This window comes from Marinobacter sp. MIT930201 (assembly GCF_047122665.1).
In the GTDB taxonomy this organism is placed as follows: domain Bacteria; phylum Pseudomonadota; class Gammaproteobacteria; order Pseudomonadales; family Oleiphilaceae; genus Marinobacter; species Marinobacter salarius.
The window spans coordinates 799,281-820,151 of sequence record NZ_CP138916.1 but is presented as its reverse complement, the minus strand read 5'-3'; the positions used below and the strand labels follow the sequence as shown (position 1 = coordinate 820,151).

Here is a 20,871-nt window from a genome sequence, read left to right as displayed (position 1 = left end):
TCGCTGTCCTTATTTGAATGTCTTACGGAGGTGGCCGCTCAGGCTGTCCACCATCGTTACCATCAGCAGTATGACAATGAGGATGGCACTGACTTCCTGATACTGCATGATGCGCAACGACCCCATGAGCTCGAAGCCGATACCGCCGGCACCGACCATGCCCATGACGGTGGAGGCGCGAAAGTTGTATTCCCAGCGATAGATAGACACATCGGCAAACTGTGGTAGCACCTGCGGCAGAACCGCGTGCCAGAGTACTTGCAAACGCGTAGCTCCGGAGGCATCAGCGGCCTCAACGGGGGCTTCATCCACATGCTCTATGGCTTCTGCGAAGAACTTGCCGACCATACCGATTGAATGCAGGCCAAGGGCCAGTACCCCTGGCAGTGCGCCAAAACCCACGGCCGCGACGAAAATAATGCCCATGATGAGTTCCGGTACGGAACGCAGGCCGTTCAGCAGGGTGCGGGTCAGGTGAAACACAGCAGGGTGGGGCGTGGTGTTTCGGGCCGCCAGAAAAGCCAGGGGCACAGAGGCCGAAACCGCAATCGCGGTGCCGGCGATGCTCATCGCCAGTGTGTCCAGCAGGGGCGACATCCAGTCCATCACATTGGTGAAATCAGGTGGTAGTGACTCTCGCAACAGGGTGGCGATCGCGGGGACGCCGTTAGCAAGGGTGCGGAAGTCGAGCAGGTTCACGTACCAGCTGGCGAAAAAGACCACCGCCAGTACCAGGCCTGCCTGCCAAAGCTTGCTCCGCCAGCCCCGTGCGTGTTCGTCCAGCACGGAAGCCGACGGAGCCGGCGACAGGGCCGCCGGTTCCGTCGTCGTGTGAGTCATAAAGCCTCTTACATCTTCGCGAAATCAAGGTTGAGCAGGCCGCCCATCTTGCGGATCACGTCGTAGTCGGAATCCTCGATAGCGGCAAACCCCTCGGCCTTAAGGTTGTTCAGGATTTCTTTGTCATTAATGCTGATGAAGGCGTCGCGTATCTTTGCCTTGAGGTCCGGGTTCAGGTTTGACCGCATGGCCCACGGATACTGTGGGAACTCGCCGCTGTAGCCAAGAATCCGGACGTTATCGCGATCAATCAGGCCGCGGTCCATGACATGCTGGAAGATGACTTCCGACAGGCCGCCGGCCTCAGCGTTGCCGTTGGCCACGTTCACCGCAACGGAATCGTGGCTGCCGACGAAGTGGGCTTCATAGTCCCTGTCTGCTTCCAGTCCGGCAGATTCAAGCAGCACCGTTTTGGGGATGAGGTGGCTTGAGGTGGAGGCGCGATCGCCATAGGCCATTTTCTTGCCCTTGATATCGTCATAGGACTTCACGCCCGAGTCCGCATTGGCGATGAGGATGGAACGGTACGTGGGTTTGCCGTCTACAATCATGGCGGCGAAAGGCTCGATGTCGCTTTTACTCTTCGCCATCACGTAGGACAGTGGGCCGAAATAGCCAAGGTCGATACGGCCGAAGCGCATGGCTTCGATCATGGACGAATAGTCCGTTGTGACGATCAGTTCCACTTCTTTCCCGAGGGTGCTTTCCAGGTAGTCTTTCAGAGGCTGGTTGCGCTTGATCAGTTCAGAGGCATTTTCATCGGGGAGCAGGGCGACCTTCAGCAGATCCGGGTTGGGGTCTGCTGCGGAGGCCTGCATGTTCATTCCCATCATCAGGCAGAGCACTAACACGAGGTTGAATAACGGTTTCATTGGGCGATCTCCAGTTGCTTGGTGGGATGGTTCGATGGTTGAGGGTGGGAGGGCTGCGCGGCGGTCTTGCCGGGGTCGGAAACTGCAACGCTCGCGCTGTGGTAGATCTCATCAAGATGGTGTTGCTCCAGCTTTGCCGGTTCCGCATCGAATACGATCCGGGCGTTTGCCAGGCCGATGATGCGATCGGCAAACCGCCGGGCGTACTCCAGCTGGTGCAGTGACATTACGGCGGTGATACCGTCCTCCCGGCAGATATCGCGCAAGAGTGTGAGTACCCGTTCGGACGTTGCGGGGTCCAGACTGGCGACAGGCTCATCCGCGAGGATCATGGACGGCTGTTGCGCCAGGGCGCGGGCGATACCCACCCGTTGTTGTTGGCCGCCAGACAGTTGATCCACCCGCGCAAGGGCCTTTTCACCAAGACCAACACGCTCCAGGCAACGCAAGGCGTACTCCAGTTCCGCCCTCGGTAGGGGAAACAGGCTGCGCCACGTACTGTGGTAGGCAAGCCGGCCTGTGAGTACATTCTGGAGCGCGGTATGTCGTTCGATGAGTTGGTGGTGCTGAAAGACCATGGCAGTTCTACATCGGTGCCGGCGGACCGTCCTGCTGGTCTTCAGGGTGCCGAACTCAGCCGAGATCACCGTGCCGGTGGTGGGTTGCACCAGATGATTGAGTGAACGCAGAAGGGTCGATTTGCCCGCGCCCGAAAGGCCGAGTAGTACCGTAAACTCACCTTTGTGGAACTCGACGGTGGTAGGTCGCAGCGCCAGGACGTTGCCGGGGTATGTTACTCCCATGTCCTCGATGCGGAGCATCATATCGGGGGAATGCACAGACGGCATGGAATCACCTTTTGCAATACATAAGCTCGCTTTATTGCGAGTTACAATGCAACGGTAATCCTTGAGGGTGACAAAACAGTGTCAGGTAGGTGACAGGTCAATGACGAAATTATGAAGGGGCAATAAAAAAAGGCAGCCGAAGCTGCCTTTTTCAAACGTGCTGACTGTTATTTAAACAGCAACAACGTTCTCTGCCTGAGGGCCTTTCTGGCCGTCAGTTACGGTGAACTCAACCTGCTGGCCTTCTGCCAGGGTCTTGAATCCGCCGCCTTGAATAGCGCTGTAGTGAACGAATACGTCAGGGCCGCTTTCACGAGTGATGAAACCAAAGCCTTTTGCTTCGTTGAAAAACTTAACAGTACCGGTAGTAGTCGACATAATCATAATCCTGAAATCGATAATTTAATGTGCCGCCAGACCATCTTGAACGATGACTGATCAGCGTTGTGCGGAAACAAAAAACGCGCGGAATCAAAAACAGGACGGACAACTACCAAAACAACAGAGATGCGTCTTATTCGTGAAATGCTGTGCTAAATCTTTCCTACGAAACGAACTTTACTCCTATGTCCCCGGAATTGCCAAGTTTATTTGTAGGCATTTACCGATGCGATCCAAAATCAAAACAATTACTCTGAGAGTCAGAGGCCCGTTATTTGGGAAATTGCCGTTTGGAACGAGGGTGAACTCATGAAATACATCTTCGAGGTTCGCATACGAGAAGGGCACACGGCAGAGGAATACGCCGATGCCTGGGTTCGTGCCAGCGAGATCATCCAGCAGGCGCCGGGCGCGCGCGGAACAGAGCTGCACCGGAAAATTGGTGACCCGAATGTGCTGATTGCCATCGCCAGTTGGGACAGCAAAGAGCAGCGGGATGCCATGGAAGGGCAGCATAACCCGGAAGTGGCCCGAATCATCCGCAGCGCCGCGCCATTTTGCGAAATTACGCCGCTTGGCGAATTCGAGGACCCTGAGTGGGTAGTTATGCCGCCTGGCAAGCGAGGTAGATGAGTGGCCATGGCTCGAAAACGCCCGCAGATCCCATCCACGGCCGCATTGGGATTCCAGGCCGGCATTGGTGTGGTGGGGCTGCTGGCGATTTTTCTGTTCGGTATACCGGTTCAGTACGATGGTTTGAGCTTTGGCTCGGTCGTTCTATGGGGAGTGGCCGGCAGTGTGGCAACGTACGTCGTGATCATGATGCTGACCTGGCTTCCGGGCCGGCTTCGTGACTCTCTGGAATCCCAACTGGAGCAGTTGCATCGTTTCGCCTGCGAGTATTCCTGGTCGGTGCTGGTAGCCTTGGCAGTCTTCGCAGGAGTCGGTGAAGAATTGCTGTTCCGCGGGGCGATCCAGGGTTGGCTGGCCCAACACACCCACGATGCGGTTGCGATAGTCGCTGCGTCGGTGCTGTTTGGCATGGTGCATTATCTTTCGTTCACCTACTTTCTATTGGCGACCGGGTTGGGAGTGGTGTTGGGAGTAGCGTATGCACTGACGGACAGCCTGCTGCTGGTAATGGTCTGGCATGGTGTTTACGACATGATTGCGCTGTACTGTCTGCGTCGGTTTCCGGAATGGTTTGGGGTGCGGGTTGGATAAACCAGAAACACATCGTCTGTTCTTCGGGTTGGAAATCCCCGATTCGGTGAAGCAGCGTCTGGTGTCAATTCAGCAACCGGTTGCAGGGGCGCGCTGGCAGCGACCGGATCAGTTGCATCTTACGCTGGTATTTCTCGGTAGTGTGGCCAGGCAGCGGTTGCCAGATGTATGTGATGCTGCCCGAAACCTGCCAGTTGGACAATTTGATCTCACCGTTTGCGGCCTGGGCTGCTTCGGCCGACCGGACTTTCCAAAAAATCTGTGGGCCGGAGTTCAGCCAGCGGATAAACTGGCTGAGCTTCACGAGGTGCTTAACCAGAGTCTGTGCATGCCTGGGTTTGAGCAGGAAAAACGCCCGTTCTGCCCACATATCACGTTGGCTCGTTTCAAGAGGCAGCGTGGGTCAGTCGCCGAATTGCTTGAGTCTCAGGAACGACAACCTATAGGGACCTTTTCGGTGGGCGGGATCGCGTTGTTTGAAAGCACACAGGGGGCTCATGGGTCTGTCTATCAGATCATTGAACGGTTTCCCCTCGCCGGAAATCCCGAGAGACTTTGCCGCTAACACGATGTAAGGGGAGTCAAATGTTCCACTACGAAACCGAACCAAGATTCAGCGACACCGACGCACTTGGCCATATCAATAACACGGTTTACCCGGTCTGGTTTGAGCAGGCGAGAACACCGGTGTTCCGTATATTCCATCCTTCCCTGGAGCCGAAAGGCTGGCCACTGATTCTCGCCCGCATGGAAATTGATCTCAAAGCCCAGTGTTACTGGGCCACGCCTGTTAAGGTGCGGTCCGGAATTGGCAAAGTCGGCAACTCTTCCTTCGAGGTAATCCAGGAAGCTTGGCAAAATGGTGTTTTGGTTGCGCGTGGCGTTACCGTGCTGATTCATTTCGACTACGAGACTCAAAAGTCGGTCCCCATCCCTGAAGCGGTTCGTAGCGAGCTTGCAGTGCATACTTTTGAGGCATAAACCGCTGGATTGCCAACCACAGTTCCGGAGACAACGTGGACACGCTTAACAATAACGAAGTGGAACGGATTTTTTCATCGGCACCGTTTGTTGCAGATATTGGTCTGGAACTGGTGTCTATCAAAACCGGTGAATGTCGCTCCCGTCTGGTACTGGCGGAACGGCATCTGCAGCAGGACGGTTTCGTGCACTTCGGGGTGCAGGCTACGGTGGCGGATCATACGGCCGGTGCTGCCGGTGCCTCCGCTGTTAAATCCGGGCAGATGGTCCTGACATCGGATTTCTCGCTGAAGCTGCTGCGGTCAGCCAGCGGGACACATATCGAGTGTGTCGCCACTGTGCTCAAGGCAGGCTCCACGTTAACCGTGGTAGAGTCTGAGGTGTACTGTGGCAAGGCCGGCGACATGAGGCTTGTCTCCAAGGCAACGGTGACACTGGCCATTGTCAGCCCCAAAAACAGGTGAGGTGGCGTGCAGTGAAAGACATTTTTCGAAAGCTGTTCTGGCCCATTCTCTGTTTTTTCGAGAAAGGTGGAAGCGTCGAGGGTTATCGTCAGTCGCATCGTAAAATACTGCTGGTGGTCGGTTTCCTGTTCCTGGTTCTGTCCGGGGTGTCGCTTTTCTTTTCAATCTTCGCGGAAACCTTCAGCGCTTTGTTACCTATTGTGCTGTTTTTCGTGATCAGTCTCGTCTGTTTCGTGGTAGGACTGCTGGGCAGCGATAGTGCTGTAGCCCGGATCTGGGGCACCCGATAGGCCATGGGCCCCACCATTCCGCCGGAAAGCTTTATCGACCTGCTGCTGGACGCACTCTGCGTTGTAGATCGCGATGGCTACGTTCGCTACGTCAGCGCAGCCAGTGAGCGGGTATTTGGTTATCTGCCGGAGGAAATGATTGGACGGCGAATCCTGGATTTTGTTCATCCGGAGGACCTTGAGAAAACGCGCCAGGCTGTCAAAGAAATCCTGCGGGGAGAGCTGAAGCCGTACTTTGAGAACCGTTACATCCGCAAGGATGGCTCAACAGCCCATATCATGTGGTCTGCCCGTTGGTCTGAAAAGGAACAGATCCGCGTGGCGGTCGCCCGTGACGTGACCCAGCGCAAGCGGGCCGAGGCTATGCAGGCCGCCATGTATGCCATATCGGACGCAGCGAACAGTTCGGATAGCCTGCCTGCCATGTTCCGGCGAATTCACCAGGTTGTGGAAGGCCTGATGTCAGCGCCTGCTTTTATGGTGGCGCTCGTGGATACGCAGGGCGGTGAGTTGTACTTTCCCTATAATGCCGACCGTCATGAGACGGGAACCCCCGGTTTCTCTCAGGATATCGGTTCTCTCTGTGAACAGGTCATCCGTTCCGCCAGGGCTCTGTTGCTGACGCCCGGAAGCAGCGTGGCTTTTTCGCCTCAGGCGATCGATACCTCGCACGTTGAGGTACGTCACCACTGGCTGGGTGTGCCTCTGAAATCATCCCAGGGTGTGTTCGGCGCGATTGCCGTACAAAGGCAATCAAAGAGTGCGTGTTACACGGACGAAGACAGAGAGCTGTTGGAGTTTGTCGGCATACAGGTTGCCGCCGCGGTGGAGCGTAAGCAAATGCAAGCGCAATTGGAGCATATGGCCAGGTACGACCAGCTGACGGAATTGCCGAACCGTAGCCTGGTCCTGGACCGGATTCAGACAGCGCTTGCGCGTGCAGCCAGGGAAGTCGGCTTTCTGGCGATACTGTACCTCGATCTGGATGACTTCAAGCAGGTCAACGATACCTACGGACACGCCGTCGGAGATCAGGTCTTGCAGGAAATGGCTCGCCGATTGGTGCAGGGGGTTCGGGCCGCAGATACGGTTGGTCGGCTGGGTGGCGATGAGTTCATCGTGCTGCTTGATGGAATTGAACAGCCAAGTGACGCGGACAGTGTTGCTGAAAAATTGCGGGCAACTCTCAGTGAACCCTACGAGTTGCCGATGGCATCCCTGACATTGATTCCAAGTATTGGTGTGGCTGTCTATCCCGAACACGGGGACAACCATGAAGCACTGATTCGCTACGCAGACAGCGCCATGTACCGGATGAAAAAAGGAAGACCGGATCCGGTTTCCTGAACGTTTGCGTGTTACTCCCCGGCTCGTTTCCTGGCTTCGAAGTTTTCAAGCTCAACGTTGATGGCGTTGGTCGAAATCACGATTTCGTACAGCGAATACAACAATGAGACCGACAGTAATATCAGGCTGATGCCGAACGCGATGGCCCCTGCAAGCTGAGCTCCCACAAACAGAACAAACATGGACATGGTGCAGACAAAAAAGCTGAGTACACCGTAAGCCTGCATCCGTTTAGTCAGCAAAATGCGTTTGCGCAGCATGCTGATCTGGCGGGCGATAAGGGCATGGTCTTCTTCCGTATCCATTTGCTTAAGCTGGCGTATCAATTGCGCTAGAACAAGAAAGCGATTGGTGTAGGCCAGCAGCAACAGTGAAATGGCGGGAAACAGAAGGGCGGGGGTGGTCAGTGTCAACGTCGACTCCTTGATCTGCACGGACAGGTTTGACCAATATAGCAGGCTTTGTCGGTTGCTGTAGCCCCATCTCATGCTTGGCACTTTGGCGCGGCTTCCAGGATTCATCACGGTGGTGTTGACGTTTTTGGTTGTGCCAGTGTCGTATTGGTTCAACCTGATAACTGAAAACAGGGTCACATTAGAGCTATCGACAACCCGGTAGGGGGAGATAGCAATGGCCGTTAAATTTGAGCAAGCACTTCTGGATTATCCGCAGCAACGGGCGGGCGCCGCCCGCCAGCCTGACAGTGTTGACCAGTCCGACCGTCGGGTTCCCATTAACCTGCGCCAGTCCGGCCCCACGCCGGTGGAGATGTTGATCTCCACCCGTGTACGCAAGTCGCCATACTGGCACCTGGCGTACGAAGCTGGATGCTGGCGGGCGACCGTTTACAACCGTATGTATCACCCCCGGGGCTATGTCCGTCCGGAAGATGGCGGCGCCATGGTGGAATACGAGTCGCTGATACATGACGTCACCATGTGGAATGTCGCCGTAGAGCGCCAGATTCAGGTAAAGGGGCCGGACGCGGAACGCTTCGTGAACTATGTGATTACTCGAGATGCCACCAAGATAAAACCTATGCGTGGCAAGTACGTCATCTTGTGCAATGAAGAGGGCGGCATTCTCAATGACCCGGTTCTGCTTCGTGTTGCCGAGGACGAGTTCTGGTTCTCCCTTTCCGATAGCGACCTGGAATTCTGGTTGCGGGGCGTCAACATCGGGATGGGCTTCAACGTCACCATCGCGGAAATCGATGTAGCACCGGTGCAGATCCAGGGTCCCAAATCTGAGGCGCTCATGGCTGACCTGTTCGGTGAGCGCGTGAAGGAGATTCCGTACTATGGCTTGATGGAGGGCCAGGTGGCCGGTCATGACGTGATTATCTCCCAAACCGGTTTTACCGGTGAGAAGGGTTACGAGATTTACCTCAAGGAAGCCACCAAATACGCCGAAGACCTCTGGTACACCGTGCTTGCCGCCGGTGAGGCCCACAATCTGAGAGTGATTGCGCCGGCGCATCACCGCCGAATTGCTGCCGGTATCCTTTCCTGGGGCCAGGATGTGGATCAGGAAACCCTGCCATTCCAGTGCAACCTGGCGTATCAGGTGCCTCGCAACAAGGACGCGGATTACATCGGTAAGCAGAAGCTCGAGAAAGTCCGCGAGCAACTGGACGCTGGCCGACCGCCTTTCAGTCACATCATGGTGGGTATCCGTTTTGGCGGTGGCCAGGTAACCGACTATGCCAACGACTTCTGGCTGGTCAGCGGACCAGAAGGCGGCGAGCCAGAGGGCTATGTTACCTCGCCCTGGTATTCGCCCGAGCTGGAAACCAATATTGGCTTGGCCTATGTGCCGTTTGACCTGCGTGCTGTTGGCACCCGCCTGACGGTCCACCTGCCGGTGGAATACGCCGCTACGGATGGCTCAACGGCTGTCGAGGCGGAAGTGGTGGAAGTTCCGTTCCGGCCTTCGGTGAACCCCAACGCCCGCGAGAGGGCACGGGCGAAGGGAATCGACTTCGCGGACTAGCAATGCAGTGGGGCAGACGGCGGTGGCCGTCGCCTGCCCGATGCAAGCAGGTATCAATGGGGTGCGTGATTCATGAAACTGGTGAGTGATAAACAGCCGTTCAGTGCCCATGACGCGGAAGCCACCGCACGGATGCAGGCCCTGGTACGTTGGGCGTCCATTGAGGCAACACCCCGCCAGATACTGGCACAGGAGCATTTGCCGGATTTGCTGCCGCGGGGCACCTGTGTCTACGTGCCTTTTCTGCCAAAAGGCCAGTTCAGCGATACCCTGCGGGCATGCCGACATCTGCTGAGCGTTGGCATGCAGCCGATTCCTCACGTACCCGCACGTATGGCCGAGAGCCGCGGGCAACTTCGGGACTGGCTCTCGCAACTGAATGAAAGCGGCGTTGACCGTTTACTGCTGATTGCCGGCGACAGCGATGCGATCGCCGGCCCTTTTCCAGATACCCTGGCCGTTCTGGAATCTGGCTTGCTGGCCCAGTTCCAATTCCATGGTATCGGTGTGGCAGCCCATCCGGACGGGCATCCCATGGCGGACCGGGCAACACTCATCCAGGCCCTTGGTATCAAACGCGAATACGCGCGCACGACGTCCACGCGGCTCTGGGTGGTCACCCAGTTCACCTTTGACGCCAACGTGGTCATCGACTGGCTGCAAAGCCTCGGCAGCATCCTGGAAGAGGTGCCGGTATACATTGGCATGGCCGGCCCGACACGGGTGAAAACGCTCATTGCCTATGCGGCTCAATGCGGAGTGGGAGCATCGGCCCGCCTGATGCTGCGACGCCCTGGCAGCGCCAAACTGTTGCGTGCGTGGTCGCCGGACGGAATGGTGCGCGCGCTTGTCCAGTATTGCCTGGACAACCCGGATACTTTGCTACGGGGCATTCATCTTTTCCCATTCGGTGGCCTGCGCCAATCGGCGCAATGGATTCAAGAACACAGTGGGTCCATTGAGGACCAGAGAGGTCAGTTCCATGAGTCTTCAGTACAGTAAGCTGACACCCGCAACACCACCGGAAGCTGACTTTCCGCCGCCGGGCACTCCTGACATTGAGATCGCTCGCTCGGTCCAGCCTCAGTCTATTCTGCTGCTGGCCCAGCAGCGTTTCGGTCTGCCAGGGGAGAGTCTGGTGCCGTTCGGCCACTACAAGGCCAAACTGGATATGGCCTATGTGGATACCTCAGATAGTGCGCCCCGGGGCAAGCTGGTACTGGTGACCGCCATAACGCCCACGCCAGCGGGGGAGGGCAAGACCACCACCAGTGTGGGATTGAACGACGGTTTCAATCGCCTGGGCGTGCGTTCGTCCGTGTGCCTGCGGGAGCCCTCCCTGGGCCCCTGTTTCGGCATGAAAGGGGGCGCAGCCGGCGGTGGCCGCGCGCAGGTGATTCCGATGGAAGACATCAATCTGCATTTCAACGGTGACTTCCACGCCATCACCACGGCCCATAATCTGCTGGCGTCGTTGATCGACAACCACATTCACTGGGGTAATGAAACTGGCCTGGACCCTCGTTATGTGAGCTGGCGGAGGGTGATGGATCTTACCGACCGATCCCTGCGCAACATGGTGTGCGGACTTGGTGGTGCGGCCCATGGCGTGCCCCGGGAAACCGGGTTCGATATTACGGTGTCCTCCGAGATCATGGCGATCCTGTGCCTGGCGGACGGTCGGGCGGACCTCAAGCAGCGGCTGGGCAATATCATTATCGGCAGGCGCTCTGATATGACTCCGGTGACCGTTCGTGACCTGGGTGTGGAAGGGTCGTTAACCGTGCTTCTGAAAGAAGCGCTGCAGCCTAATCTGGTCCAGAGTTTGGAGCACAACCCGGTGTTTATCCACGGTGGGCCGTTTGCCAATATCGCCCATGGCTGCAACTCCGTGACCGCCACCCGTGCGGCTCTGGCACTGAACGATGTGGTCGTCACCGAGGCGGGATTTGGCGCCGACCTGGGGGCGGAAAAGTTCATAGATATCAAGTGCCGGCAAACAGGCTTGCGGCCAGACGCCGCCGTGGTTGTCTGTACCATTAGAGCACTCAAGATGCAGGGTGGGGTCCCTCGCAGCCAGCTCTCCGTTCCCGACCTTGCTGCTTTGAGGGCCGGTGCCGCCAACCTGGAGCGACACGTTCGTAATCTGCAGCAGTTCGGACTGACGCCAGTGGTGTGCATCAACCGTTTCCCAGACGATACCGAGGAGGAAATGTCGCTGGTGCAGTCCATCAGTGAGTCGCTGGGTGTGCGAGCTGTGCCTGCCGACCACTGGGCCATGGGTGGTGAGGGTGCCACCGAACTGGCCCAGGCGGTGCTTGATCAGATGGACGAAGGCACACCTGAGGTGAACTTTCTCTATGAAGACAGCCTGCCGCTGGCGGATAAAATCCGCACCATCGCCACGCGTATCTACCACGCCGGTAGCGTGGAATTCACCACGGTGGCGAAGCGGCAGCTGGAGGAATACGAAAGCCTGGGGTTTGGCCACCTGCCAGTATGTATTGCCAAGACTCAGTACAGCTTTTCGGCGGACTCGTCGGTGAAGGGAGCGCCGTCCGGCCATATGCTTCCGGTAAGGGAAGTGCGCCTGGCAGCTGGCGCCGGCTTTGTGGTGGCGGTGTGTGGTGACATCATGACCATGCCCGGTTTGCCACGCCATCCCGCGGCACTGGACATTGCTCTGGATGAAAACGGCCTGGTGGTGGGGTTAACCTGACCCGGTGTTCTCGAAAATGCCATAGGTCGGCTCAGACCGGGCGCGCCTCAATGCCTGCAGAGAGGAAGACGGCAGGCTGGCCATGGAATCGGTAAAAACCGCGCTGGAAGAGCCCTGGGAATAAATTTCCATTCGCTCGTGTTTGGGCGCTCGCCCCATGGTCTTGCGATAGCATCGGCTGAAGTGGGTGGCGGACACGAACCCACACATGGAGGCGATTTCCACAATCGAGCAGGATGTCTGCTTGAGCAATCGGCGTGCCCGGTTAAGGCGCACCCGCAGGTAATAGCGCGAAGGCGTGCAGCCCGTGTGCTTGAGGAACAACCGTTCCAGTTGCCGCCGCGAAATGCCGGCCAGTGTTGCCAGCTCCTTCAGTTCGATGGGCTCTTCGATATTGGCCTCCATCAACTGGGCCGCCTCCGCCAGTTTGGGTTGGGCGCACGCCAGTCGCGGGTGCATGGGCATCGGTTGCTGTTCACTTTCCTCGCGCACCCGGTCGCACACAAACATGTGGGATATTGCATTACTGAGCTCCTGGCCGTGACGCCTTGCTAGAAAGCTGAGCATCATGTGCATGGGGACGGTACCACCGGTACAGGTCATGCGTTCCCGCTCGACGGTGAACAGGCGGTTGTTGGTCTGTACCCGTGGGAAACCCTCCTGCATGGCCTCCAGGCATTCCCAATGGGCGCTACAGGCATGACCGTCGAGAAGGCCTGCGCTGGCCAGGACATAGGGGCCAGTGCAGACCGCCCCAAGGAGGACGTGGCGACGCGCCATCTGCTTCAACCAGACGACCTCTTTGCGGGAAAAACTCCGGGTAACATCAATACCGGCCACCACGATCACCAGGTCAAACCGGTGCTCTTCCTGGATCGACCCGTCGGGCAGCATGGTAATGCCATCGCTGGCACGGGCAGGTTCGCCTTCGGCGGTAAGCAGCTTCCAGGAATAGAGTTCAGTACCGGCCAATTGGTTGGCCATGCGCAGTGGCTCAACGGCCGTGGCGAGGGCAATCAGGGTGAAATTATCGATCAGCAGGAAGCCGACCCGATAGGGCTCTTGGGCGGGCCTGTCTGTGTGTGAGCCTGTGTCAGCGGTCATGGTAAACCCCCTTGCCCCGCCTGGGCCTGTCGCGGCAATGTCTGGCTGTCACACCAATTGTATTACCTCAACCTGAACACTAGTTGTTGCCTTCTGATAGTGCAATAAGTGATCAGTTCCAATGTGATCTCATTCTATGCTGGCGGCCCGGTAGCGAATGGTCCACAACCGACACGGGAGTTTGCGGAATGATCCAGAAGCGACGTTTATGCCACTATTCTGGTTGATCAGAGCTGTCGTAAACCATCGTTCGAATGTCGTCAGCAAGCAGGCGGCGGATCGTTGAAGGCGCTATCCTTGAAACACACCCCAAGGTAGGAGGCTGAAAAGTGGCTGTCAGTCTGTTTGAGCTGTTCAAGGCAGGCATTGGCCCGTCCAGTTCCCATACCGTCGGGCCCATGGAGGCCGCGCGCCGGTTTGCAGGTGGCCTGGACGATGAATGTCTGCTGGCTTCCGTGCATCGACTGAAGGTATCCCTGTATGGCTCTTTAGGTGCTACCGGCAAGGGGCATGGTACTGGACCGGCTGTGATGATGGGGCTGGAAGGCGAGCAACCGGCCCGGATTGATCCGGAGCAAATGCCGGGGCGGCTTGAGCGTATTCGAAGCACAGGAACACTCAGCCTCGCTGGTCAACATCAGATTCGTTTCCGCGAGAGTACCGATATCGTGTATTACCGACGGAAAGCCCTGCCAGAACACCCCAACGGCATGGTCTGTCAGGCATTTGACGAGCACGGGCAGTGCCTGTGTGAGCATACCTATTACTCGGTCGGCGGTGGTTTTGTGGTGGCGGCGAACGCCGATGGCAGCCTGGAAATCCGCGCAGACGACACGCCCTTGCCTTATCCCTTCAACAGCGGGAAAACCCTGTTGGCCCTTTGCCAGGAACACGAGCTCACCATCGCCGACATAATGTTGGCCAATGAGCAGGCCTGGCGTACAGCCGATGACATTCGAGCGGGCATTCTCGAGCTCTGGCGGGTGATGCGTGAGTGTGTGCAAAACGGTATCCGCCATGAAGGGGAGTTGCCCGGAGGCCTCAAGGTTCGGCGCAGGGCTGCGTCGCTGTATCGCTCGCTGATGGATAAAACGCGAGTGGACCTGATATCGCCGTCGTTGAGCGCGCTCGACTGGGTGAATCTCTATGCCCTCGCCGTCAATGAAGAGAACGCGGCCGGCGGTCGGATTGTGACTGCACCGACCAACGGCGCCGCCGGCATTATTCCTGCGGTGCTGCACTACTACTGGGAGTTCTGCCCCCAGGCGGATGAAGACGGCGTTGTCCGCTTTATGCTGACAGCGGCGGCAATTGGCGTTCTGTTCAAAGAAAACGCGTCCATTTCAGGGGCGGAAGTGGGTTGTCAGGGCGAAGTGGGATCGGCCTGTGCGATGGCTGCTGCCGGCCTGGCTGCAGCGACAGGCGGCTCACCAGAACAGGTTGAGAACGCGGCCGAGATTGGTATGGAGCACCATTTGGGGATGACCTGTGACCCCATTGGTGGGTTGGTGCAAATTCCCTGTATCGAGCGTAATGCCATGGCATCGGTGAAAGCCATCGACGCAGCCATTATGGCTTTGCGAGGAGACGGCAAGCATTTTGTGTCCCTCGACAAGGTGCTGCACACCATGCGGGAAACCGGTCGCGATATGCTGGACAAGTACAAGGAAACTTCAAGAGGCGGGCTGGCGGTCAACATCATCGAGTGCTGACCGCCAGTGTTGGCTGAACGACAGCGTTCAGGACTTGACCCGCTCGTTGTCCGGATCAAACAGCGCCCGGTAGCCGACGGCTTCGATACGGATGGGGTAGTGCTCCTGGAAGTATTCCAGGGTCAGTTCCCGGCCCTCCTGAGCATACTCCACGGGAATGTACCCCAGCAGGATGATCTTGCCCACTGACGGCCCCCACACCACGCTGGTGTTGCAGGAGCGGCGGCCGTGACTGTCCACCAGCACTTCTCCGGTTTGCGGGTCGAGGATCGGCCACTGGCCAACCGGGTAGCGCAATACCCCGTTGGCATCCCGATGTTCCGTCATGGTCATGGTGCACAGGTACGCGGCCTGTTGCGACCAGCTACGTTGTTCCAGGTAGGCGGCCTTGCCGTGGAAGTCTGCCTCCTTGACCTTGGGTCGCTGGAGTCCGGCTTCGTAAAGGTTGTACTCCGTTTCGAGGTCTACGTTCTGCAGCCGCAGGCTCTTCTCCAGACGGCGCGTGTTGGCGTAGGTTTCGATGCCAACCGGCGTAACGCCAGCGTCGTACAGCAGATCCCAGATTCGCAGGCCATAGCTGAACGGGAAGTAGAGCTCCCAGCCCTGTTCGCCCACATAGGATATCCGGAACGCCCACACCGGCACGCCCTGGACATTCAGTTCCCGGGCGGTGGCAAATGGGAAATTCTCTGCCGACAGCTCGTCAGGGTTGGTGACGAACTGTGCCAGCGTTTCCCGCGCCTTCGGCCCCCAAAGCCCCAGGGTGGCCAGCTCATCGGTGCGGTCCTGCAGGCGGATATTGTTCAGGCCTTTTTCCCGTGCGATGCGTTTGATCCAGCAATGGTCCCGATGGCCAGTGTCGCCGCCGCAGACCACCCGATAATCGTTGTCGCCCCGCCGGATGATGGTCAGGTCTGAGCGGATGCCGCCACGGGCATCCAGAAAGTGAGTATAAACACCCTTGCCATGAGAGATGGTGCCGCCCACCTTGGCGACGGACAGGTACTCCAGCAGAGTTTCGGCGTCGTCACCGGAGATGTCGAAAATAGCGAAGTGGGAAAGGTTGATCATGCCCACCGATTCGCTCATTTCCAGTTGCTCGGCGTTGGACACTTCCCAGAAATGCCGGGCGTCCCATTCATGTTCCCGTACTGGAATGCGGTCGCGGTATTTCGCCAGCAAAGTGGACTCGTTGGCGGCGTAGCCGTGAGCCCGCTCCCAGCCGGCGGCTTCCATGAAGTAGGCACCCAGCTCGACTTCCCGCAGATAGAAGGGGCTGGTTCGCATCCTGCGACCGGTCATGTAGGGCTCGCGGGGATGCACCGCCGGGGTGTAGATTTTCTTGGCGGTTTCGTAGCAGCGGTTGTACACGTAGTCCGGGGTTTTCTGTAGCGGATAGTGGCGGGCGATGTCGATGCTGTGGGGGTCCATTTCCGGAGAGCCATGGGTCATCCAGTCCGCCAGGATTTTGCCTGCACCGGGGCCGTCCTTGACCCAGACCGCTTCACAGAACCAGAGGTTGCGCACTTCCGGGGATTCCCCCATCAGTGATCCGCCGTCGGGTGTGACCGACAGCAGGCCGTTGAAGGAGTGCTTTTCCTCCCAGCCCAGTTCGCCGAGGATCGGCGTCATTTCGATGGCTTTCTCATAGGCATCCATGACCTGATCCAGCGTCAGGTCTCTCATGGATGGCGACATCCGTGCCTCGCCGGGCTCGGAAATGGCCCCGGGGTAGACCAGTCGAGGATCTTCCGCTTCGTAATAGCCCCACTCAATGCGGCCACCCTCAGTGGTGGTAGGGTCGCCAGTATCCCGCACGTAGGCGGAGTTGCCCTGGTCGCGGAACAAGGGATAGACAATCTGCTTACCGGTGCCGGCCAATTCCTCATAGGGGCCGAAGAACAGCAGCGGGTGTTCCAGTGGCATCAGTGGCAGGGGCGAGTTCGCGGTATTGGCCATCAGGGGCCCCCAAATGCCCATGGACAGCACCACGTACTCGGTTTCGATATAGCCCTTGTGGGTTTCAACGCCCCGTACCTGGCCATCCTGTACGTCGATGCGGATGGCCGGTGTGTAGGCAAAGGCCTGCAATTTTCCGGTAGCGATCGCCTCTTCAACCAGATCGCCCGCGACACTCTGGGAGCGGGGCACCACCAATCCGGCGTCCGGGTCCCACATGGCACCCTGGATACAGTCTTCGTTCAGCAGGGGAAACAGTTCTTTCGCCTGTTGCGGTGAAATCATGCTGACGTTGGTGCCGAACGCCTTGCCGGAACCGACCTTGCGGCGCAGTTCGTCCATGCGCTCGTCGTCATCAACGCGGGCCACTTCCATGCCACCGCATTTCACATAGTTGCCGCGTTTCTCATAGAACGCCTGGCTGTACTTGGTGGTATAGATGTTCAGCTTGTCGTGGGAGGTAGTGAAACAGAAGTCCGAGGCATGGGAGGTAGAGCCGATGTCCGAGGGAATGGCGGATTTTTCCAGCCCGACGATGTCATCCCAGCCCTGTTCGATCAGGTGGTGGGCGACCGATGAGCCAACGATACCGCCCTGGCCAATGATGACGACTTTTGCACGTTTCGGTAGTTGTGCCATCTCGATCCCCCTTTACCCACAATGGCAGCCGCGTGCGCGGCCTTGATTCAATGTGGCCCGGATCGGTCACGGGTGGTAAATCCAATACGACATCAAGTCGTCCAAAAACGGCAGGGATGCTCGCGTAGCGTTCAGGCCAGTTCGCAGGCCTCCGTAATCACCCGGTTTCGGCCAGCGGCCTTGGCGCGGTATAGCATGGCGTCGGCCCGGCTGATGGCATCCTCGATGCCCTGTCCAGGCAGGTACTCGGCAATACCGACGGTGGCAGTCACGGAGACACCCGCGATGGGTGCCCTTTCAATGGCGCGGCGGCAGCGTTGTGCGGCGTGGCGGGCGCTGCGAAGGTCCACGCCCGGTGTGGCGACGAGGAATTCGTCTCCGCCCCAGCGAGCGGCGAGGTCCACTTCACGAACGGTTTTGGAAAGGATAGCGGCAAATTCGCGAATCACCGCATCACCAACTTCGTGGCCGTAGTCATCGTTGATGCTCTTGAATTCGTCAATATCAATCAGAATGATGGTCAGAGGGCGCTGGTATCGGTCTGCCTGGGCGGCTTCGGCAGACAGGAAACGGTCAGCACCCCGGCGGTTTGCCAGGCCGCATAGCGGATCTGTGTTCGCCCAATGGTGCAGGGTCTCGGCTCGCGCAAAGGCACTCCAGGAGCGTTCACGCAGCAGCGTTCCGGCGCTGGTAAGCACCAACAGAACGGTGAGGAACAGATGGATGCGCAGCAGGTATACCCAGTTTTGACAGTGATCGCCTGCTGCCAGGAAGCATTGAGAGACTTCCTGAGTGGTCAGCGCGCCCGAAAACAGCAAGGTCGCGACACCTGTCACCATGCCGCCCCGAAAACCAAGCGCAATAAAACCGCCAACGATCATGATACCCACTGCCCAGTAGTGCCCGCCCGTGAGCAAAAGAAGGTGTTCGCCGAGCGGGTCGCCAACCGCAAAATGCCATGCGAGGCGGCTGAGTATCATCGTACCGACCACGGCAACGAGGGTGATTTCCATGGTTCTGAGCTGCAAGGATCGGCGCCAGAATGCGAAGCCAAGAATGGTGAGAATGACAGAAAAAACAGGGTAGGCGATGGTAATGAACGGGTCGCCCTGTTCCCGGAAGGCCCAACTGAGCATCATGATAGCCACGGTCAGGGCCAAAACGCCAAGATAGGTGCGCCGCCGGTAGGTCTCAAGGCGGTTAAGTTCTATTTTGACGGCTTGGAGATGATTTCCGGGTGCTGGGTCCATAGCGTTTGTAATTCCGTTTATCGCGGGCGCGCTTGGGGCGCCGACATAACCACAGAAGATTGTAGATATTTGCTACAGATATTATCGTGCATTCCGTGCGCGAGTCCACGTTTGCCAACCGATGTTGTCTGGCGGGATCATGGGGACCTGGCAATTTGATAGAGTAGACAGTCGTCATGGGCAACGTTTATCAGATTCTCGCCGATACCGTCCTGACCATTCATCTGCTGGTGGTGGCCTTCGTTCTGTTCGGGTTGGTTCTGGTGCTGGCGGGCAACGGCCTGGGTTGGCGCTGGGTGAACAATTTGTGGTTCCGGCTGGCTCACCTGGGTGCGATTGCCATCGTGGTTGCAGAGGCCTGGCTTGGCATTGTCTGCCCGTTGACCACACTGGAAATATGGCTGCGGTCAAAGGCCGGTATTGATGGCTATACCGGCAGCTTTATCGAGCATTGGCTGCAGCAGATTCTCTATTACGATGCGCCTGCCTGGGTATTCATTGCCGCCTATACGGTATTCGGGCTTGTGGTCGTCGCTACCTGGTGGTGGTTTCCGCCTCGCTCGCGCAGATAGGTGCCATTCTCTCTTTTCCAAGGAGATTTTTAACGTGGAGCTATCGTCTCCCGGAAGCTGGACCCTTCTTCAGGGTAGTCTCGTGTTTTTCGTGTGTGCCGCCATTATCGCGCTGGCCGGCACGCGTATCACACGGGTTGTGGACCAACTCGCTGACCGCACTGGAATAGGAGAGGCCGCTGCGGGCGCGGTGCTTCTGGGGGCATCGACATCCCTGGGTGGGTCGGTGCTGTCGGTGACTGCAGCGTGGCACGGCAACGCGGAACTGGCCGTGAGCAACGCTTTGGGTGGCATTGCTGTCCAGACGTTTTTCCTTGCGGTGGCGGATATGGTTTATCGTCGCGCCAATCTTGAGCATGCGGCTGCGTCTGTGCCGAACATGATGCAGAACGGCTTGCTGATTTGCCTTCTGGCGTTGATCCTGTTCGCGCCCCACCTGCCGGACGTGACGTTCTTCGGTGTTCATCCGGTCACACCGGTTCTTCTGGGCGCCTACATCTACGGAATTTACCTGGTGCGGGACGCATCGGAATCGCCCATGTGGCGGCCCTCAATAACCAGGGACACGCGGCAAGACGAGCCTGACGACGTTACAGCCATGCCGCCGCTGCTGCGGCTTTGGATCGAATTTCTGGCGCTGATGCTGGTGCTCGGAATTGCAGGCTGGATGCTGGAGCCGGCGGCAACGGTGATTGCAGACAGGGCTAACCTGAGCCAGACCATTGTTGGCGTGATGTTGACGGCGATCAGTACGTCAATACCCGAGTTGGTGACGTCCATAGCCGCAGTTCGCCGAGGTGCTCTGACCTTGGCTGTAAGCGGTATCATTGGCGGCAACGCGTTCGACACGCTGTTTACTGCAGCCTCCGATATCGCCTACCGGGACGGGTCGATCTACCATGCCATGCCGGAGGATTCCGTATTCTGGGCGGCGCTCACCCTCTTGATGTCCGGCGTGCTGATGATGGGATTAATCCGCCGTGAGCGCCACGGTATCGGTCAGATTGGTACAGAAAGCGTGGTTATCATGGTTCTCTATCTGCTGGGCGTGGTGTTGTTACTGGCTGGCTAGTCAAACCGTCTAGCCTGGCTGAAACGATCCCGCCAGTAGTATCCGTTGAGGGACGAGCGGGTAACGCCGATGGAGGTCGAGGAATGAATGAAGCTGTCACCACCCATGTAGATGCCAGCATGCTGGTCCTTGCCTTTGATACGGAAAAACACCAGGTCGCCAGCACGCAGCTGGTCACGCCCGACCACGTCACCGGATGCCAGCATCTGTGAGGTTGTACGGGGTAACTGACGGCCGAGGGCTTCATCGAAGGCAGTGGCGATGAAGCCAGAGCAATCGAAGCCATTGGCTGAGGTGCCACCGTAGCGATAGGGCGTGCCTTCGTAACGCTCGAATACCTGCCATAACCGATCTGCTGTCGCCGCATCCTCGGGTGTGGCGTTGTGAGGGGGCTGCCAGGTGGTGCCATTCGTTGGAGGCAGGTTCTGGTTACTGGCGCAGCCTGCGAGGCCGACGGCCATCAGGATTGCGAGCATCGGAAGCACTGGGCGCCGATTCATGGGAAAGCCTCTAATCGTTTTACATGGGCCTACTCTAAAAGGCCTGGCGCCGGTTTGTCAGGTTAAAGTTTGCTTCGATTTGTTTTCTGCAGAGGCCACTTGACG

22 protein-coding genes are annotated in these 20,871 nt (G+C 57.9%); 13 read left to right on the top strand and 9 right to left on the bottom strand.

Annotation, left to right across the window (positions count from 1 at the left end; translation table 11 throughout):
* Window positions 1-9 precede the first annotated feature (9 nt).
* From phnE to SIC19_RS03835, 4 genes are all read right to left on the bottom strand, one after another.
* The gene (gene phnE / locus SIC19_RS03850) at window positions 10-840 is read right to left on the bottom strand and encodes a phosphonate ABC transporter, permease protein PhnE (RefSeq protein WP_075195887.1); all 831 of its coding nucleotides are present in this window, start codon (window positions 838-840) and stop codon (window positions 10-12) included.
* 8 nt (window positions 841-848) lie between these two features.
* A complete protein-coding gene (phnD, locus tag SIC19_RS03845; RefSeq protein WP_036204430.1) occupies window positions 849-1,712 on the bottom strand; it encodes a phosphate/phosphite/phosphonate ABC transporter substrate-binding protein in 864 nt (287 codons plus the stop codon).
* Window positions 1,709-2,560: a phosphonate ABC transporter ATP-binding protein gene (phnC, locus tag SIC19_RS03840; protein WP_075195886.1), complete on the bottom strand. Its 852-nt coding sequence runs from the start codon at window positions 2,558-2,560 to the stop codon at window positions 1,709-1,711. The genes phnD and phnC overlap by 4 nt, the downstream gene beginning before the upstream one ends.
* A gap of 171 nt (window positions 2,561-2,731) precedes the next feature.
* Window positions 2,732-2,938: a cold-shock protein gene (locus tag SIC19_RS03835; protein ID WP_007151952.1), complete on the bottom strand. Its 207-nt coding sequence runs from the start codon at window positions 2,936-2,938 to the stop codon at window positions 2,732-2,734.
* 312 nt (window positions 2,939-3,250) lie between these two features.
* Here SIC19_RS03835 and SIC19_RS03830 point away from each other — a divergent pair, with 312 nt between their 5' ends.
* From SIC19_RS03830 to SIC19_RS03800, 7 genes are read left to right on the top strand one after another with little or no spacing between them, the layout of a single operon-like run.
* Window positions 3,251-3,574 carry an antibiotic biosynthesis monooxygenase family protein gene (locus SIC19_RS03830; RefSeq protein WP_036204434.1) on the top strand — a complete coding sequence of 108 codons (324 nt, stop codon included), beginning with the start codon at window positions 3,251-3,253 and terminating at the stop codon, window positions 3,572-3,574.
* A gap of 6 nt (window positions 3,575-3,580) precedes the next feature.
* On the top strand, window positions 3,581-4,165 hold the full coding sequence (locus SIC19_RS03825; protein WP_177190601.1) for a CPBP family intramembrane glutamic endopeptidase: 585 nt from the start codon (window positions 3,581-3,583) through the stop codon (window positions 4,163-4,165).
* A gap of 46 nt (window positions 4,166-4,211) precedes the next feature.
* Window positions 4,212-4,730, top strand: a complete 519-nt coding sequence (gene thpR, locus SIC19_RS03820) for an RNA 2',3'-cyclic phosphodiesterase (protein ID WP_305956646.1) — start codon at window positions 4,212-4,214, stop codon at window positions 4,728-4,730.
* Between the two features lie 20 nt (window positions 4,731-4,750).
* Window positions 4,751-5,146, top strand: a complete 396-nt coding sequence (locus SIC19_RS03815) for an acyl-CoA thioesterase (protein WP_036204438.1) — start codon at window positions 4,751-4,753, stop codon at window positions 5,144-5,146.
* A gap of 35 nt (window positions 5,147-5,181) precedes the next feature.
* Window positions 5,182-5,610, top strand: a complete 429-nt coding sequence (locus SIC19_RS03810) for a PaaI family thioesterase (protein WP_041335346.1) — start codon at window positions 5,182-5,184, stop codon at window positions 5,608-5,610.
* 11 nt (window positions 5,611-5,621) lie between these two features.
* Window positions 5,622-5,900: a hypothetical protein gene (locus tag SIC19_RS03805; protein WP_075195884.1), complete on the top strand. Its 279-nt coding sequence runs from the start codon at window positions 5,622-5,624 to the stop codon at window positions 5,898-5,900.
* 3 nt (window positions 5,901-5,903) lie between these two features.
* The gene (locus SIC19_RS03800) at window positions 5,904-7,247 is read left to right on the top strand and encodes a diguanylate cyclase domain-containing protein (protein WP_036204444.1); all 1,344 of its coding nucleotides are present in this window, start codon (window positions 5,904-5,906) and stop codon (window positions 7,245-7,247) included.
* An 11-nt stretch (window positions 7,248-7,258) separates the two neighbouring features.
* On the opposite strand, the gene SIC19_RS03795 is transcribed toward SIC19_RS03800, so the two are convergent.
* Window positions 7,259-7,660, bottom strand: coding sequence for a DUF2721 domain-containing protein (locus tag SIC19_RS03795; RefSeq protein ID WP_036205745.1), 402 nt, complete (start codon window positions 7,658-7,660; stop codon window positions 7,259-7,261).
* 217 nt (window positions 7,661-7,877) lie between these two features.
* Between SIC19_RS03795 and SIC19_RS03790 the strand changes: the two genes are divergently transcribed.
* From SIC19_RS03790 to SIC19_RS03780, 3 genes are all read left to right on the top strand, one after another.
* Complete coding sequence (locus tag SIC19_RS03790) at window positions 7,878-9,239, top strand: glycine cleavage T C-terminal barrel domain-containing protein (RefSeq protein ID WP_036204446.1); 1,362 nt, start codon at window positions 7,878-7,880, stop codon at window positions 9,237-9,239.
* Window positions 9,240-9,311: 72 nt separating this feature from the next.
* Window positions 9,312-10,241 (top strand): methylenetetrahydrofolate reductase, encoded by a 930-nt coding sequence (locus tag SIC19_RS03785; RefSeq protein WP_075195883.1) that lies wholly within the window; start codon window positions 9,312-9,314, stop codon window positions 10,239-10,241.
* Complete coding sequence (locus SIC19_RS03780) at window positions 10,222-11,958, top strand: formate--tetrahydrofolate ligase (RefSeq protein WP_127400814.1); 1,737 nt, start codon at window positions 10,222-10,224, stop codon at window positions 11,956-11,958. Before SIC19_RS03785 ends, SIC19_RS03780 begins: the two co-directional genes overlap by 20 nt.
* Here the strand turns inward: SIC19_RS03780 and SIC19_RS03775 are convergent.
* Window positions 11,950-13,062 carry a GlxA family transcriptional regulator gene (locus tag SIC19_RS03775; RefSeq protein WP_036204452.1) on the bottom strand — a complete coding sequence of 371 codons (1,113 nt, stop codon included), beginning with the start codon at window positions 13,060-13,062 and terminating at the stop codon, window positions 11,950-11,952. The two genes, SIC19_RS03780 and SIC19_RS03775, sit on opposite strands and share 9 nt — an antisense overlap.
* A 329-nt stretch (window positions 13,063-13,391) precedes the next feature.
* Here SIC19_RS03775 and SIC19_RS03770 point away from each other — a divergent pair, with 329 nt between their 5' ends.
* Window positions 13,392-14,774: an L-serine ammonia-lyase gene (locus SIC19_RS03770; RefSeq protein WP_127400815.1), complete on the top strand. Its 1,383-nt coding sequence runs from the start codon at window positions 13,392-13,394 to the stop codon at window positions 14,772-14,774.
* 27 nt (window positions 14,775-14,801) lie between these two features.
* Here SIC19_RS03770 and SIC19_RS03765 read toward each other — a convergent pair whose 3' ends face one another.
* Window positions 14,802-17,372 carry a GcvT family protein gene (locus SIC19_RS03765; protein WP_127400816.1) on the bottom strand — a complete coding sequence of 857 codons (2,571 nt, stop codon included), beginning with the start codon at window positions 17,370-17,372 and terminating at the stop codon, window positions 14,802-14,804.
* A 131-nt stretch (window positions 17,373-17,503) separates the two neighbouring features.
* A complete protein-coding gene (locus tag SIC19_RS03760) occupies window positions 17,504-18,622 on the bottom strand; it encodes a sensor domain-containing diguanylate cyclase (RefSeq protein ID WP_051946617.1) in 1,119 nt (372 codons plus the stop codon).
* Between the two features lie 176 nt (window positions 18,623-18,798).
* On the opposite strand from SIC19_RS03760, the gene SIC19_RS03755 reads away from it, so the two are divergent.
* Together SIC19_RS03755 and SIC19_RS03750 are read left to right on the top strand one after the other, a co-directional pair.
* On the top strand, window positions 18,799-19,194 hold the full coding sequence (locus SIC19_RS03755; protein ID WP_036204458.1) for a DUF2784 domain-containing protein: 396 nt from the start codon (window positions 18,799-18,801) through the stop codon (window positions 19,192-19,194).
* A gap of 34 nt (window positions 19,195-19,228) precedes the next feature.
* Window positions 19,229-20,266 carry a sodium:calcium antiporter gene (locus SIC19_RS03750; RefSeq protein WP_036204460.1) on the top strand — a complete coding sequence of 346 codons (1,038 nt, stop codon included), beginning with the start codon at window positions 19,229-19,231 and terminating at the stop codon, window positions 20,264-20,266.
* Here SIC19_RS03750 and SIC19_RS03745 read toward each other — a convergent pair.
* Window positions 20,263-20,766, bottom strand: coding sequence for a C40 family peptidase (locus SIC19_RS03745; RefSeq protein ID WP_036204461.1), 504 nt, complete (start codon window positions 20,764-20,766; stop codon window positions 20,263-20,265). The two genes, SIC19_RS03750 and SIC19_RS03745, sit on opposite strands and share 4 nt — an antisense overlap.
* Between the last annotated feature and the right edge of the window lie 105 nt (window positions 20,767-20,871).

Bases quoted from the DNA above. Each gene is read 5' to 3' on its own strand.
- SIC19_RS03745 (WP_036204461.1), bottom strand. From the start codon at position 20,766: ATGAATCGGCGCCCAGTGCTTCCGATGCTCGCAATCCTGATGGCCGTC.
- phnD (WP_036204430.1), bottom strand. From the start codon at position 1,712: ATGAAACCGTTATTCAACCTCGTGTTAGTGCTCTGCCTGATGATGGGA.
- SIC19_RS03785 (WP_075195883.1), top strand. From the start codon at position 9,312: ATGAAACTGGTGAGTGATAAACAGCCGTTCAGTGCCCATGACGCGGAA.
- SIC19_RS03835 (WP_007151952.1), bottom strand. From the start codon at position 2,938: ATGTCGACTACTACCGGTACTGTTAAGTTTTTCAACGAAGCAAAAGGC.
- SIC19_RS03790 (WP_036204446.1), top strand. From the start codon at position 7,878: ATGGCCGTTAAATTTGAGCAAGCACTTCTGGATTATCCGCAGCAACGG.
- phnC (WP_075195886.1), bottom strand. From the start codon at position 2,560: ATGCCGTCTGTGCATTCCCCCGATATGATGCTCCGCATCGAGGACATG.
- SIC19_RS03775 (WP_036204452.1), bottom strand. From the start codon at position 13,062: ATGACCGCTGACACAGGCTCACACACAGACAGGCCCGCCCAAGAGCCC.
- SIC19_RS03825 (WP_177190601.1), top strand. From the start codon at position 3,581: ATGGCTCGAAAACGCCCGCAGATCCCATCCACGGCCGCATTGGGATTC.
- SIC19_RS03765 (WP_127400816.1), bottom strand. From the start codon at position 17,372: ATGGCACAACTACCGAAACGTGCAAAAGTCGTCATCATTGGCCAGGGC.
- SIC19_RS03815 (WP_036204438.1), top strand. From the start codon at position 4,751: ATGTTCCACTACGAAACCGAACCAAGATTCAGCGACACCGACGCACTT.
- SIC19_RS03800 (WP_036204444.1), top strand. From the start codon at position 5,904: ATGGGCCCCACCATTCCGCCGGAAAGCTTTATCGACCTGCTGCTGGAC.
- SIC19_RS03780 (WP_127400814.1), top strand. From the start codon at position 10,222: ATGAGTCTTCAGTACAGTAAGCTGACACCCGCAACACCACCGGAAGCT.
- SIC19_RS03755 (WP_036204458.1), top strand. From the start codon at position 18,799: ATGGGCAACGTTTATCAGATTCTCGCCGATACCGTCCTGACCATTCAT.
- SIC19_RS03760 (WP_051946617.1), bottom strand. From the start codon at position 18,622: ATGGACCCAGCACCCGGAAATCATCTCCAAGCCGTCAAAATAGAACTT.
- SIC19_RS03830 (WP_036204434.1), top strand. From the start codon at position 3,251: ATGAAATACATCTTCGAGGTTCGCATACGAGAAGGGCACACGGCAGAG.
- phnE (WP_075195887.1), bottom strand. From the start codon at position 840: ATGACTCACACGACGACGGAACCGGCGGCCCTGTCGCCGGCTCCGTCG.